General features: G+C 71.8%; 14 protein-coding genes. 12 read left to right on the top strand and 2 right to left on the bottom strand.

Features of this window, described 5'->3' with window-relative positions; translation table 11 throughout:
* The first annotated feature begins 41 nt into the window (after positions 1 to 41).
* On the top strand, positions 42 to 1643 hold the full coding sequence (locus DJ010_RS10015; RefSeq protein ID WP_109693551.1) for a TolB family protein: 1602 nt from the start codon (positions 42 to 44) through the stop codon (positions 1641 to 1643).
* 28 nt (positions 1644 to 1671) lie between these two features.
* Here the strand turns inward: DJ010_RS10015 and DJ010_RS10010 are convergent, their stop codons facing one another.
* The gene (locus DJ010_RS10010; RefSeq protein ID WP_109693550.1) at positions 1672 to 2226 is read right to left on the bottom strand and encodes an LOG family protein; all 555 of its coding nucleotides are present in this window, start codon (positions 2224 to 2226) and stop codon (positions 1672 to 1674) included.
* A complete protein-coding gene (locus DJ010_RS10005) occupies positions 2226 to 3035 on the bottom strand; it encodes a maleylpyruvate isomerase family mycothiol-dependent enzyme (protein ID WP_109693549.1) in 810 nt (269 codons plus the stop codon). Before DJ010_RS10005 ends, DJ010_RS10010 begins: the two co-directional genes overlap by 1 nt.
* A gap of 93 nt (positions 3036 to 3128) precedes the next feature.
* On the opposite strand from DJ010_RS10005, the gene argC reads away from it, so the two are divergent.
* The 11 genes from argC to DJ010_RS09950 are packed head-to-tail and all read left to right on the top strand — an operon-like array spanning position 3129 to position 13293.
* A complete protein-coding gene (argC, locus tag DJ010_RS10000) occupies positions 3129 to 4178 on the top strand; it encodes an N-acetyl-gamma-glutamyl-phosphate reductase (RefSeq protein ID WP_439331692.1) in 1050 nt (349 codons plus the stop codon).
* The gene (locus DJ010_RS09995; RefSeq protein ID WP_158282992.1) at positions 4175 to 4591 is read left to right on the top strand and encodes an ACT domain-containing protein; all 417 of its coding nucleotides are present in this window, start codon (positions 4175 to 4177) and stop codon (positions 4589 to 4591) included. The genes argC and DJ010_RS09995 overlap by 4 nt, the downstream gene beginning before the upstream one ends.
* 52 nt (positions 4592 to 4643) lie before the next feature.
* A complete protein-coding gene (argJ, locus tag DJ010_RS09990) occupies positions 4644 to 5795 on the top strand; it encodes a bifunctional glutamate N-acetyltransferase/amino-acid acetyltransferase ArgJ (protein WP_109693546.1) in 1152 nt (383 codons plus the stop codon).
* Complete coding sequence (gene argB / locus DJ010_RS09985) at positions 5792 to 6742, top strand: acetylglutamate kinase (RefSeq protein ID WP_109693545.1); 951 nt, start codon at positions 5792 to 5794, stop codon at positions 6740 to 6742. The genes argJ and argB overlap by 4 nt, the downstream gene beginning before the upstream one ends.
* Positions 6739 to 7974 carry an acetylornithine transaminase gene (locus DJ010_RS09980; protein WP_109693544.1) on the top strand — a complete coding sequence of 412 codons (1236 nt, stop codon included), beginning with the start codon at positions 6739 to 6741 and terminating at the stop codon, positions 7972 to 7974. Before argB ends, DJ010_RS09980 begins: the two co-directional genes overlap by 4 nt.
* Positions 7971 to 8873: an ornithine carbamoyltransferase gene (argF, locus tag DJ010_RS09975; protein ID WP_109693543.1), complete on the top strand. Its 903-nt coding sequence runs from the start codon at positions 7971 to 7973 to the stop codon at positions 8871 to 8873. Before DJ010_RS09980 ends, argF begins: the two co-directional genes overlap by 4 nt.
* The gene (locus DJ010_RS09970; protein WP_109693542.1) at positions 8870 to 9382 is read left to right on the top strand and encodes an arginine repressor; all 513 of its coding nucleotides are present in this window, start codon (positions 8870 to 8872) and stop codon (positions 9380 to 9382) included. The genes argF and DJ010_RS09970 overlap by 4 nt, the downstream gene beginning before the upstream one ends.
* Positions 9383 to 10822 carry an argininosuccinate synthase gene (argG, locus tag DJ010_RS09965; protein WP_109693541.1) on the top strand — a complete coding sequence of 480 codons (1440 nt, stop codon included), beginning with the start codon at positions 9383 to 9385 and terminating at the stop codon, positions 10820 to 10822.
* Complete coding sequence (locus tag DJ010_RS09960) at positions 10822 to 11295, top strand: NUDIX hydrolase (RefSeq protein WP_109693540.1); 474 nt, start codon at positions 10822 to 10824, stop codon at positions 11293 to 11295. Before argG ends, DJ010_RS09960 begins: the two co-directional genes overlap by 1 nt.
* 14 nt (positions 11296 to 11309) lie before the next feature.
* Positions 11310 to 12725, top strand: a complete 1416-nt coding sequence (gene argH / locus DJ010_RS09955) for an argininosuccinate lyase (protein WP_109693841.1) — start codon at positions 11310 to 11312, stop codon at positions 12723 to 12725.
* Complete coding sequence (locus DJ010_RS09950; protein ID WP_109693539.1) at positions 12709 to 13293, top strand: DNA-3-methyladenine glycosylase; 585 nt, start codon at positions 12709 to 12711, stop codon at positions 13291 to 13293. The genes argH and DJ010_RS09950 overlap by 17 nt, the downstream gene beginning before the upstream one ends.
* Positions 13294 to 13759: the final 466 nt, after the last annotated feature.

The following is a 13759-nucleotide window of genomic DNA, read 5'->3' as shown; positions in this document are numbered from 1 at the left end:
TTCACTGCGGTTTCGCAGGGGCTCCTGACAGGATGTGCGCCATGGCGCTCCACGACTCCTTGCGCGACCTCGTGTCGGCCCGCGGTCCGGGCGTGTTCGACTCGGCGGAGGAGTTCCGGGGGATCCTCGACGACTTCCTGGCCGAGGACGAGGCGTCGCTGGGTGAGCTGAACCTGCTGGTCGACGCCGTCCGGCTGGGGGCGTTGCGCCGCGTGCTCGACGTGCTCGACCACGGTGCGGCTCCCGAGGCCGCCATCCGGGAGGCGGGCGCAGCGCTCGCGCGGGACCGCGGCACCGACGACCCGACCCGCTCCTGCTGGGCACTGGCCTCGCTCGCCTACGCGCTCGGCAAGGTCGACGACTCGCTGGTGCGGATGTTCCGCGCGGACGCGGGCACCCTGCCCGCCGGCGTACCGCCGACCGCGCCGAACGGCCCGGCCCCCGGGATCGTGCCCGGTCACTCGACCGCCGAGCGCCCCGGCACCCAGGTGCTGTCCGACGAGGGCGTCCCGGTGCCGTCGCAGGCGGACGCGGCCCCACCATCTCCCGACCCCGGACCCACGGTCGACGTGCAGGCCTATGCGGCGCCGCCGCCGCAGCACGGCGCGCCGCCGCCCGTGATCCACGAGCAGCGATCCAGCCGGGCCGGGGTCTTCCTGCTCGTCGTGCTCGTCGCGCTGCTGATCGGCGGGCTGGTCGCGGCCGGGATCCTCCTGCTCCGCGACGACGACGGCGACGACCCGACCGGATCGGACGACCCGAGCGTGACCGACACCGGGAGCGGGGAGCCGGACGACCGAGGGGCGCTGGTGCCCGACGACGTGATGCTGGCGCCGTACGTCCAGGACGGCGTCTCCCGCGTCTACCGGGTCGATGCGCAGACCGGTGAGCACGAGCCGGTCACCAGGGCCGGCATCGACGCCCGGCTTCCGTCGATCTCGCCCGACCGACGCACGATGACCTACCAGTCGGCCAACGTCATCATCCGGGTCGACCTGGAGTCGTCGGAGGAGCGGCCGCTGTTCACCGAGGAGAGCGATTGCCACCGGGCGAGCCGGCCGTCCTGGAGCCCCGACGGCTCGCGCCTGGCCGTGCTCTGCAACGAGGACCGCGACCCCGACGGCGACCCTGACGGCCTCTGGCTCGCGAACCCCGACGGCAGCGGGGTCGAGCTCCTCGTCGAGGAGCCTGACGTGAAGGGCACGCCGATCTGGATCTCCGAGACCGAGCTCATCTACGGCGTCGACGACGAGAACGTCGGGTCCACGTTCTGGCGGGTCTCCGTCGACGGCGGGGAGCCCGAGCAGCTGCCGGTCGACATCGCCGGCTACCTGAGCCACCTCGACTACTCCGAGGAGTCCAGCCGGCTGCTGCTGCTCGCCTCGCCGACGCCCGCCGAGTCCGAGGGCGCCATCTGGACGCTCGACCTCGACGGTGGCGGGACGCAGCTCGTCGTCGACGGCCCCTACGCCCACCCCGCCTGGTCGGTGGACGGCACGGCGATCGCGGCGACCGTCGTCGACGACACCGGCACGGAGGTGCTCACCAGCGTCGTGCTCAAGGCCGACGGCACCGGCACCAACCTCGTCGTGCCCGACGTGCCGCCGGGCGAGGTCGGCATCCCCGCCTGGGGGACCCGCTGACCCGACGGCGGACCGGGAAGATCAGAAGTCAGGGCAACCGGGCGCTGAGGCCGTCGAGCGCGCCGTCGAGGTCCGGCGCGACGACCAGGTCGTCGACGGTGCTGCGGTCCATGAAGCCGCTGTCGGCGAGCCGACCGAGCGTCCCGACCAAGGGGTCCCAGAAGCCACCGGTGTTGAGCAGGCCGACCGGCTTGCGGTGGAGCGCCAGCGTCTGCCAGGTCCAGACCTCGAAGAGCTCCTCGAGGGTGCCGAGCCCACCGGGCAGGGTGAGGAACGCCTCGGCGCGCTCGGCCATCATCGCCTTGCGCTCGTGCATGGTCTCGACGACGTGCATCTGCACGCCCGGCTCGTGCAGCCGTCCCCACTCGCGCTCGACCATGAACCGTGGGATGACGCCGTAGACCCGGCCGCCGGTGTCCAGCACGCCCTGGGAGATCCTCCCCATCAGGCCGGACCCGCCGCCGCCGTACACGAGCTCGATCCGGCGCTCGGCCAGGCGGACGCCGACGTCGTAGGCCTCGTCGGCGAAGCGGGGATCGGAGCCGTTGCGGGAGCCGAGAAAGATCGCGAGTCGTCGGATCATTAGTCGATGGGGTGGTCGAGCACGGTCCGGACGAAGTCGTAGACCTCGCGGTCGCCGGTCACGACGATGCCGGCGTCGTCGCGGCGCTTCCACAGCCAGGCGTCGAGCGCGGCGGCCACGCCCTCCACCACGACGTCGGCCGGTCGTTCCGGGGCCGGCACGACGTGCATGTCCTTCTCGTCCGCGTAGACGTCACCGCCCGGCGACGTGCCGGCGAAGATCCCCGGCTGGGTCCAGACCGAGACGCCGGCGTCGGGCATCCGGAACTCGACGTAGCGGGGGAGCGGGTCGAAGCTGCCCCAGGGCGGCAGGTTGCCGTACATCCAGTCCAGCGCCTCGTCGACGCCGTCGGCGGCCAGCGCGGTGTCGAGGGGCGTCACGACCCCGGCGGTCAGTTCGGCGTCGAGCCGGTGGATGAGGGCCTCGTGCGCCTGGCGCCGGTAGGTGAACGCGACCGTGTGGTTCGCGGGGTCGCCCGACCAGGAGTACGCCGGCTCGGACGGATCGGCCGCCTCGAGGGCGGTGACGAACGCGGAGTGCGCCGCGTCGTACGCCGCGAGCAGGGCGGCGTGGCCCTCGGGGCGCTCGGGCTCGGCGTACCCCATCTCCTCGGCCGTCCGCGGCCGGTTCTCGATCATCGCGTGCCACCAGTGCTGGACGCCGGTGAGGTGCCACAGGAGGTCGTCGGCCGACCAGTCGGGACACGACGGGACGCGCGCATCGGGGTCGCAGTCCGCGAGAACCTCGCGGAACCGGGCCGAGTCGCGGCGGATATGGTCGAGGTAGTCCGGGTACTCGAGTCGGGTCACGCGGCAGGACGCTACGGCGACCCGCCGACGACGGCGAGCGGTTTCCCGAACCCGGTTGCGAGGAAACATACAGAGTTCTGTATAGTCATGCACATGAGTCATCCACCACGGGTGAGGGTCGCCGTCGCCGGCGCCAGCGGGTACGCCGGCGGCGAGGTGCTGCGCCTGCTGCTCGCCCACCCGCACGTGGAGATCGGCGCGCTCACCGCGGGCAGCAACGCCGGCGAGCTGCTGGGATCGCTCCAGCCGCACCTGGTACCGCTCGCCGACCGGGTCCTCGACGAGACCAGCGTGGCGACGCTGGCGGGCCACGACGTCGTGGTGCTGGCACTCCCGCACGGGCAGTCGGGTCCACTGGCCGCCCAGCTCGGCGACCTCGACGACTCCGTCGTCGTCATCGACTGCGGCGCGGACTTCCGGCTCGCGGACGCGCAGGTCTGGGAGCGGTTCTACGGCAGCGACCACGCCGGCACCTGGCCCTACGGCCTCCCCGAGCTGCCGGGTCAGCGTGACCTGCTGGCCGGTGCGCGGCGGGTCGCCGTCCCGGGCTGCTACCCGACCATCTCCACGCTCACGATCGCTCCCGCCGTCGCTGCGGGCCTGGTGACCCCCGACATCGTCGTGGTCGCCGCTTCCGGCACCAGCGGCGCGGGCAAGGCCGCCAAGCCGCACCTGCTCGGCAGCGAGGTGATGGGCAGCATGACGGCGTACGGCGTCGGCGGCGTGCACCGCCACACGCCGGAGATCACCCAGAACCTCGGCGGGCTCACCGACGCGCAGGTGAAGGTCAGCTTCACGCCGCTGCTCGCGCCGATGCCGCGGGGCATCCTCGCCACGGTCACCGCGCCGCTCGCCGGTCCGCTCACCGCCGCCGAGGCGCACGACGTCTACGCGAAGGCCTACGCCGACGAGCCGTTCATCCACCTGCTCGCCCCCGGCCAGTGGCCGCAGACCGGCTCCGTCGTCGGGTCGAACGCCGTCCACCTGCAGGTCACCGTCGACGAGGCCGCCGGCCGGCTGGTCGCCGTCGGCGCGGTCGACAATCTCGCCAAGGGCACCGCCGGCGCTGCCGTGCAGTGCCTCAACCTCGCGCTGGGGTACGACGAGACCACCGGCCTCTCGACCGTAGGAGTCGCACCGTGACCTACACCCTGGCCCGCTACCCGGAGAGCCTCGCCGTCGTACAGCTCGGCCCCGGCGCCGACATCCCCGCCTGGGCGGAGTCGTCGTCGATCTTCTCGGTGACCGCCACCGCGACCGAGACCTCGGTGGTGTGCGCCGCCCGGGACGTCCCGAAGAAGGCGCGACACCACAAGCCCTACACCGCGTTCGCGGTGCTGCCGGAGGACGGCTCCGCCGACTTCGACCTGTCGTCGGGTGTCACGGGAGTGCTGGTCTCGCTGCTGGCGCCGCTCGCCGAGGCGGGCGTGAGCGTGTTCGCACTCTCCACCTTCGACACCGACTGGATTCTGGTGCCCAAGAACGACGCGGACCGGGCCGAGGACGCGTGGCGACGATCGGGGCACGACGTCACCCCCGCCGTCCCCGCCGACTGAGCCCGCTCGACCTGGGCCGGTCCGGCTCGCACCCGAAGGAAACCCCACGAACATGAGCGTCACCACTCCCGCCGGCTTCGTCGCCGCCGGCGTCCACTGCGGCCTGAAGGCCGGCGGCGGCAAGGATCTCGCCCTCGTCGTCAACCAGGGCCCCCGCTTCGACTCCGCCAGCGTCTTCACTGCCAACCGCTGCAAGGCCAACCCCGTCCTGTGGAGCGAGCAGGTCGTCAAGGACGGCGTGGTCAGGGCGGTCGTCCTCAACTCCGGCGGTGCCAACTGCTACACCGGCGCCGAGGGCTTCCAGACCACCCACGAGGTGGCCGAGCGGGTCGCCTCCCACCTCGGCATCGGCGCGGTGGACGTCGTCGTCTGCTCGACCGGCCTGATCGGGTTGCGCAACGACCGGCCGACGCTGCTCGCCGGCGTCGACGCCGTCCACGCGGCCCTCTCCTCCGACGGCGGTGACGACGCCGCTCACGCGATCATGACCACCGACTCCGTCAGCAAGCAGGTCGTCGTGGAGCGGGACGGGTGGTCCATCGGGGGGATGGCCAAGGGCGCCGGGATGTTCGCTCCGCAGTTGGCCACCATGCTCGTCGTGATCACCACCGACGCCGTCGTGCCCGCCGCCGATCTGGACGCGGCGCTGCGGGCGTCGACCAGGGTCACCTTCGACCGGGTCGACTCCGACGGATGCATGTCGACCAACGACACGGTGACGGTGCTGGCCAGCGGCGCCAGTGGGATCGCGCCGGGCGTCGAGGAGTTCACCGCCGCGCTCACCGAGGTGTGCACCTCGCTCGCGATGCAGCTGCTCGCCGACGCCGAGGGCGCGGACCATGAGATCGCGATCACCACGCTCAACGCGGCGTCGGAGGAGGACGCGATCGAGGTCGGCCGCAGCGTCGCACGGAGCAACCTGTTCAAGGCCGCGGTCTTCGGCAAGGACCCCAACTGGGGCCGGGTGCTCGCCTCCATCGGCACGACGAGCGCGGAGTTCGACCCCGCCGACCTCGACGTCGCGATGAACGACGTCTGGGTGTGCCGGAGCTCGGGCCCGGGGGAGGACCCCGCGACCATCGACCTCACGGGCCGGAAGGTCACGGTCACGATCGACCTCAAGTCAGGCTCCGCGGAGGCGACGGTCTGGACCAACGACCTGACCCACGCCTACGTCCACGAGAACAGCGCCTACAGCTCATGAGCGACGACATCCAGATCGAGAGCACGCTCCACGACCCGGGGCGTCCCGACCCGAAGAAGGCCTCCACCCTGGCCGCGGCCCTGCCGTGGCTGAAGGCCTACCACGGGAAGGTCGTGGTGGTGAAGTACGGCGGCAACGCGATGACCGACCCCGAGCTGAAGACGGCGTTCGCCGAGGACATCGCGTTCCTCCGGTTCGCCGGGTTCAAGCCGGTGGTGGTGCACGGCGGTGGCCCGCAGATCTCCCAGATGCTCGGCCGGCTCGGCATCGCCTCGGAGTTCCGCGGCGGGCTCCGGGTGACCACGCCGGAAGCGATGGACGTCGTCCGGATGGTGCTCGTCGGCCAGGTGCAGCGCGAGCTGGTCGGCCTGATCAACGAGCACGGCCCGCTCGCCGTCGGCCTGTCCGGCGAGGACGCCGGCCTGTTCACCGCCGAGGCCACCGGCACCGTCGTCGACGGCGAGGAGGTCGACCTCGGGCTCGTGGGCGAGGTGACCAAGGTGCGCCCCGAGTCCGTGCTCGACCTGATCGAGGCCGGCCGGATCCCGGTCGTCTCCAGCGTCGCCCCCGACGTCGGCGGGGTGGTCCTCAACGTCAACGCCGACTCCGCCGCGGCCTCCCTCGCCGTCGCACTCGGCGCCGAGAAGCTGCTCGTGCTCACCGACGTCGAGGGTCTCTACCTCGACTGGCCCGACCCTGAGGAGGTCATCGGCGAGATCGCGCCGGAGGCCCTCGAGGAGATCCTGCCCACGCTCGCGAGCGGGATGATCCCGAAGATGGGCGCCTGCCTGCAGGCGGTCAAGGGCGGCGTGCAGCGCGCGACCGTCGTCGACGGCCGGCAGGCGCACGCCGTGCTGCTCGAGCTGTTCACCGACGAGGGCGTCGGCACGCAGGTGCTGCCCGGCGTCACCACCAAGACCCGGAAGGCCAGGGAGATCGGCGCATGACCATCACCCAGTCCTGGACCGAGCGGTACGCCGGCGCGCTGATGAACACCTTCGGTCCGCCGAAGCTGGTCCTCACCCGCGGTGAGGGCGCCCACGTGTGGGACGCCGACGGCCGCGAGTACGTCGACCTGCTCGGCGGCATCGCCGTCAACGCGCTCGGTCACGCCCACCCGCGGCTGACGGCGGCGGTGACCGAGCAGCTCGGCACCCTCGGCCACATCTCCAACTTCTTCGCCAGTCGGCCGCAGGTCGAGCTCGCCGAGCGCCTGGGCGCCCTGCTGACAGGCTCGGCGGTCGAGCCCCTCGAGACCAAGGTGTTCTTCACCAACTCCGGCGCCGAGGCCAACGAGGCCGCCTTCAAGCTGACCCGCCGCACCGGCCGCACCCGGGTGGTCGTGACCGAGGGCGGCTTCCACGGCCGGACCATGGGCGCGCTCGCGCTGACGTCCAAGCAGGCCTACCGCGAGCCGTTCGAGCCGCTGCCCGGTGACGTCGTCTTCGTGCCGTACGGCGACGCGGCCGCGCTCGAGGCAGCCATCGACGAGCGGACCGCCGCCGTGCTGGTCGAGCCGGTGCAGGGGGAGGCCGGCGTCGTCGTACCTCCGACCGGCTACCTGCCCGCAGCCCATCGGATCGCCCACGATCACGGGGCCCTGCTGTGGCTAGACGAGGTGCAGACCGGTGTCGGGCGGACCGGGGCCTGGTACGCCCACCAGCACCCCGACCTGGTCGACGAGCAGGTCACCCCCGACATCGTCACCCTCGCCAAGGGCCTCGCCGGCGGCATCCCGATCGGTGCCTGCATCGCGACCGGAGGTTCCGGCAAGCTCTTCGACCCCGGCAACCACGGCACCACGTTCGGCGGGAACCCCGTGGCCGCGGCGGCCGCACTCGCGGTCCTCGACACGATCGAGGACGACGGTCTGCTCGCCCACGCGGCGGCGACCGGGGCCAGGCTCCGCGAGGGCCTTGCCGACGACCCGCGGGTGACCGAGGTCCGCGGCGCCGGGCTGCTCATCGGGCTCGACCTCGTCGAACCGAAGGCCGCCGACGTCGTCGCAGCGGCGCAGGACGCCGGCTACATCCTCAACGCCCCGACCCCGGAGCGGATCAGGCTGGCGCCGCCGCTGGTGCTGACCGACCAGGACGTCGACGGCTTCCTCGCCGTCTGGCCAGGGATCCTCGGTTCAGCGGGGGTATCGACAGGCTCGACCGCCGAGGAGGGCGCATGAGGCACTTCCTCCGCGACGACGACCTGACCGCGGACGAGCAGGCAGCGGTGCTGGCGCTGGCAGCCGAGCTCAAGGCCAAGCCGTTCGAGCACCAGCCGTTCACCGGCCCGCGCACGATCGCGATGGTGTTCGACAAGCCGACCCTGCGCACCCAGGCGTCCTTCTCGGCGGGCATCGCCGAGCTCGGTGGCCACCCGATGCTGGTCGAGGGCAACCTCGCCGGCATCGGGAAGCGCGAGTCGGTCGCCGACGTCGCGCGGGTGCTCGGGCGGCAGGCCACGATGATCGTCTGGCGCACCCACGGCCAGGACCGGATCGACGAGATGGCGGCGCACGCCGGCGTGCCGGTGGTCAACGCGCTCACCGACGAGTTCCACCCCTGCCAGCTGCTGGCCGACCTGCTGACCGTGCAGGAGCACAAGGGCTCGCTGGCCGGCCTGAAGGTCGCCTTCCTCGGCGACGCCGCCTGCAACATGGGCAACTCGTGGGCCCTCGCGGGCGCGATCGCGGGCATGGAGGTCGTCTTCGGATGTCCGGACGGCTACGCACCGGCGTTCGGGTCCTCGGAGGTCACCACCGATCCGGTGGCGGCCGTGAGCGGCGCCGACGTCGTCGTCACCGACACCTGGGTCTCGATGGGCAAGGAGGAGGAGGCCGAGGCGCGGCGGGCCACGTTCGCGCCGTACGCCGTCACCTCCGAGCTGCTGACGCACGCGAAGCCCGACGCGATCGTGCTGCACTGCCTCCCGGCGTACCGCGGCTCGGAGATCGAGGCCGCTGTCATCGACGGCCCGCAGAGCGTGGTCTGGGACGAGGCGGAGAACCGCCGGCACGCCCAGAAGGCGGTCCTCGCGTGGCTGGACGCGCGCCGTGACGAGAGCGGAGGAGGTTCGCCGTGAGCGAGCGCGCCCTGACCCCGATGACCAAGAGCGCCCGCCAGCAGCTGATCACCGACCTGCTCGGCAGCCGCGAGGTGCGCTCGCAGACCGAGCTCGCCGAGCTGCTCGGCAGTCGCGGCGTCCACGTCACCCAGGCGACGCTGAGCCGTGACCTGGTGGAGCTCGAGGCCGTCAAGGTCCGGCTCGCGTCCGGCGTCCTCGTCTACGCGGTCCCCGCCGAGGGCGGCGACCGGACGCCGATCCACGGCGAGAGCGCCGCGTCCTCGCAGCGGCTGGCGCGGCTGTGCGCCGAGCTGCTCACGAGCGCGGAGGCGAGCGCCAACCTCGTCGTCCTCCGTACGCCGCCCGGTGCGGCCCAGTTCCTCGCCAGCGCCATCGACAAGGTCGAGCTCCCCGACGTGCTCGGCTGCATCGCCGGCGACGACACCGTGCTGGTGATCGGTCGCGACCCCGCCGGCGGCGACGCCCTGGCCCACAAGTTCCTCGCCCTTGCCGAAAGGAATCAGTAAGTGTCCAAGGTCCTCTCCACCCTGCCCAAGGGCGAGCGCGTCGGCATCGCCTTCTCCGGCGGGCTCGACACCTCCGTCGCCGTGGCCTGGATGCGCGACAAGGGCGCCGTCCCGTGCACCTACACCGCGGACATCGGCCAGTACGACGAACCCGACATCACCGGGGTGCCCGCGCGCGCCCTGGAGTACGGCGCCGAGATCGCGCGCGCCGTCGACTGCCGCCGCGAGCTGGTCGAGGAGGGCCTGGCCGCGATGGCGTGCGGCGCCTTCCACATCCGCTCCGGCGGCCGCGCCTACTTCAACACGACCCCGCTCGGCCGGGCCGTCACCGGGACGATGCTGGTCCGCGCCATGCACGAGGACGGCGTCGACATCTGGGGCGACGGCTCGACGTTCAAGGGCAACGACATCGAGCGGTTCTACCGCTACGGCCTGCTCGCCAACCCCGAGCTGCGCATCTACAAGCCGTGGCTGGACCCGGAGTTCGTGCACGAGCTCGGCGGCCGCGCCGAGATGAGCCAGTGGCTCACCGAGCACGACCTGCCCTACCGGGACAGCAAGGAGAAGGCCTACTCCACCGACGCCAACATCTGGGGCGCCACCCACGAGGCCAAGACGCTCGAGCACCTCGACGTGTCGCTCGAGACCGTCGAGCCGATCATGGGCGTGAAGTTCTGGGACCCGTCGGTGGAGATCGCCAGCGAGGACGTCACCGTCGGGTTCGAGGCCGGGCGACCGGTGACGATCAACGGCAGGCGGTACGACGGGGCCGACGGGGCGGTCGCCCTCGTCCTCGAGGCCAACGCGATCGGCGGTCGGCACGGGCTCGGCATGTCCGACCAGATCGAGAACCGGATCATCGAGGCGAAGTCCCGCGGCATCTACGAGGCGCCCGGCATGGCGCTGCTCTGGATCGCCTACGAGCGGCTGCTCAACGCGATCCACAACGAGGACACGATCGAGAACTACCACGCGAGCGGGCGCCGGCTCGGCCGGCTGCTCTACGAGGGCCGATGGCTCGACCCGCAGGCGTTCATGCTGCGTGAGTCGATCCAGCGCTGGATCTCCTCGCTGGTGACCGGCGAGGTCACGCTGCGCCTGCGGCGGGGCGAGGACTACACGATCCTCAGCACCGACGGACCGGCGTTCTCCTACCACCCGGAGAAGCTCTCGATGGAGCGCACCGAGAACGCCGTCTTCGGCCCGGCCGACCGGATCGGCCAGCTGACGATGCGCAACCTCGACATCGCCGACTCGCGGGCCAAGCTCGAGCAGTACGCCGACCAGCCCATGCACCAGGGCCTGGTCGCGGTGGAGCACGGTGTGCTCTACGGCGAGATCGAGTCGGGAGGCGCCGAGCGGATCGCGGCCAACCCCGAGCTGACCGGTGACGAAGAGGCGATGCTCGACGACGCCGCGATGGAGCTCGGGACCGACTGATGAGTGCATCCGACCAGCTGAGGCTCGCGGCCCGCGTGCTCCCGGTCAGCCCGCAGGGCAGGGTCCTGCTGCTGCACGAGCAGAACCCCGCCGCACCCGGCGTCCTCTACTGGGGCAGCGTGGGCGGCGCCGTCGACCCGGGGGAGTCGCTGACCGAGGCAGCCACCCGCGAGCTTTTCGAGGAGACCGGGATCGTGATCGTCCCCGACGAGCTGGTGGGCCCGGTGCTCCGCGCCGAGCAGCCGTTCACCTGGGACGGGCGCGACTACGTCAACGACGCCCACTTCTTCGCGCTGCCGCTCGAGGAGACCGTCGAGGTCACCTTCGACAACCTGGTCGAGGCGGAGACGGGCAACATGCTGGGCTCGGCCTGGTGGACACCCGACGGCCTGGCCGCGGACGGCACGGCCGCGTCGGCGGAGCTCATCGACGCCATGCGGGTCGCGATCGACACGATCGGAGGTGCGGTGTGAGCACGAACGCCGGGATGCTGTGGGGCGGCCGGTTCGCCGGTGGACCCTCGCCCGAGCTCGAGGCCCTCTCGCGGTCGACGCACTTCGACTGGCGGCTGGCGCACTACGACATCGCCGGGTCCCACGCCCACGCCAAGGCGCTCGGTGCGGCCGGGCTGCTGACGCCGGCCGAGGAGGCCGAGCTCCATCGCGGGCTGGACGCGCTCTCGGACGGCATCGCCGCGGGCACCGTCGTACCCGACCCGTCGGACGAGGACGTCCACGGCGCGCTCGAGCGGCTCCTCATCGAGGAGGTCGGCACCGAGGTCGGCGGCAAGCTCCGCGCGGGCCGCTCGCGCAACGACCAGATCGCCACGCTGTTCCGCTGCTACCTGCTCGACCACTCGACCATCGTCGGCGGCCTGCTGCTCGACCTCGTCGACGCGCTCGCCGGACAGGCCGAGGAGCACCTGGTAGCGATCATGCCGGGGCGCACGCACCTCCAGCACGCGCAGCCGGTGCTGCTCTCGCACCACCTGCTGGCGCACGCGTGGGCGCTGCTGCGCGACGTCGACCGGCTCGCCGACTGGCGGCGGCGGGTGGAGTCGGACTCGCCGTACGGGTCGGGCGCGCTCGCCGGGCAGAGCCTCGGCCTCAACCCCGAGCTGGTTGCCGCCGAGCTCGGTTTCACCGGGTCCACCGCGAACTCCATCGACGGCACCGCGTCCCGTGACTTCGTCACGGAGCTCGCGTTCGTCGCGGCCCAGGCCGGCGTCGACGTCAGCCGGATCGCCGAGGAGGTGATCCTGTGGGCGACCAAGGAGTTCGCCTTCGTCACGTTGCACGACTCGTGGTCGACCGGGTCGAGCATCATGCCCCAGAAGAAGAACCCCGACATCTCCGAGCTCGCCCGTGGCAAGTCCGGCCGGCTGGTCGGCAACCTGACCGGCCTGCTGACGACGCTCAAGGCGCTGCCGCTGGCCTACAACCGGGACCTCCAGGAGGACAAGGAGCCGGTATTCGACTCCATCGACACCCTCGAGGTGCTGCTGCCCGCCTTCACCGGGCAGGTCGCGACGCTCACCTTCGACGTCGACCGGATGGCCGAGCTCGCCCCGCAGGGCTTCTCGCTCGCGACCGACATCGCAGAGTGGCTGGTGCGGCAGGGCGTGCCGTTCCGGGTCGCCCACGAGGTCGCCGGTGCCTGCGTCCGGGAGTGCGAGCAGCGCGGCATCGAGCTGCACGAGCTCACCGACGACGACTTCGCCGCCATCTCGCCGGACCTGACCTCGGAGGTGCGTTCGGTGCTCACCGTCGAGGGGTCGGTCTCCTCGCGCGACGGCCGCGGCGGCACCGCACCCACGCGGGTGGCCGAGCAGCTCGCCGAGCTGCGGAGCCGGGTCGCCGACGCCCGGGCTGCGTTGGACGCGGTGCGTGAGCGCGCTCGCTGAGCTCCTGGACGGTCCCGTCGAGGAGGTCGCACCGCGGCTCCTCGGCGCGGTGCTGCGGCACGGGCCGGTCGCCGTACGGCTGACCGAGGTGGAGGCGTACGCCGGCCCGGCCGATCCCGGGTCGCACTCCTTCCGCGGGCCCACCCCCCGCAACCAGGTGATGTGGGGACCGCCGGGCTTCCTCTACTGCTACCTCAGCCACGGCATCCACGTCTGCGCCAACGTCAGCGTCGGACCCGAGGGCACGGCGAGCGCGGTGCTGATGCGGGCGGGTGAGGTCGTGGACGGCCTGGAGGTCGCCCGGGCCCACCGTCCCGGCGTGATCGACCGCGACCTGGCCCGGGGTCCCGGGAGGCTGTGCAAGGCGCTCGGGATCCGGCTCGACCACTACGGCACCGACCTCACGGACGGGGAGGTCACGTTGACACCGGGGGAGCCGCCACCGGAGGTCGCCAGCGGTCCGCGCACCGGTCTGCGGCTGGCCGCGGGACGGCCCTGGCGGTTCTGGGCGGTGGGCGATCCGACCGTCTCGCCGTACCGCCGACACCCCCGTGCGGAGGGCGATTGAGCGCCGTTCCCGGCGGAGGTGCACCCCGATTTGCATCGGACCACCGGGGTGCTGATAACTTCCTCCACGTCGCAGCACGCGGCTCCCAAACCCGCCGAGAGGCAACAGGTCCCTGGTCAGCTCTGTGCCACGACACGGCAGCGGCTTCGCGGCCGGCAGCTCCCGCCGACACACTGATGTCGCGGAGTTGACGGCCCCAAGCCTCGCCGGTAAAGTTTCACAGGTTGCCCCGAGGGCCCTGGCGAGAGCCGGCCGCGGTGTGCGTGTGATGTTTGAGAACTCAACAGTGTGTCATGCAATTTATGTCGTTGTGATTTGTTTGTGCGGCATCTGCATCTTGGTGTGGGTGTTCGTGGTTTTTGGCAAGTCAAATGATTCTGGCGAATGCTAGTTTGTTTGGTTCTTGCTGGGTTCAGCTTTTTATGGAGAGTTTGATCCTGGCTCAGGACGAACGCTGGCGGCGTGC

It is taken from the genome of Nocardioides silvaticus (assembly GCF_003160695.1).
In the GTDB taxonomy this organism is placed as follows: Bacteria; Actinomycetota; Actinomycetes; order Propionibacteriales; family Nocardioidaceae; genus Nocardioides; species Nocardioides silvaticus.
Note: the sequence above shows the minus strand (reverse complement) of the source record. Positions and strands in the feature narration are given on the sequence as shown.

Bases quoted from the DNA above. Each gene is read 5' to 3' on its own strand.
- DJ010_RS10015 (WP_109693551.1), top strand. From the start codon at position 42: ATGGCGCTCCACGACTCCTTGCGCGACCTCGTGTCGGCCCGCGGTCCG.
- DJ010_RS09960 (WP_109693540.1), top strand. From the start codon at position 10,822: ATGAGTGCATCCGACCAGCTGAGGCTCGCGGCCCGCGTGCTCCCGGTC.
- DJ010_RS09980 (WP_109693544.1), top strand. From the start codon at position 6,739: ATGACCATCACCCAGTCCTGGACCGAGCGGTACGCCGGCGCGCTGATG.
- argB (WP_109693545.1), top strand. From the start codon at position 5,792: ATGAGCGACGACATCCAGATCGAGAGCACGCTCCACGACCCGGGGCGT.
- DJ010_RS10010 (WP_109693550.1), bottom strand. From the start codon at position 2,226: ATGATCCGACGACTCGCGATCTTTCTCGGCTCCCGCAACGGCTCCGAT.
- argH (WP_109693841.1), top strand. From the start codon at position 11,310: ATGCTGTGGGGCGGCCGGTTCGCCGGTGGACCCTCGCCCGAGCTCGAG.
- argJ (WP_109693546.1), top strand. From the start codon at position 4,644: ATGAGCGTCACCACTCCCGCCGGCTTCGTCGCCGCCGGCGTCCACTGC.
- argC (WP_439331692.1), top strand. From the start codon at position 3,129: ATGAGTCATCCACCACGGGTGAGGGTCGCCGTCGCCGGCGCCAGCGGG.
- argF (WP_109693543.1), top strand. From the start codon at position 7,971: ATGAGGCACTTCCTCCGCGACGACGACCTGACCGCGGACGAGCAGGCA.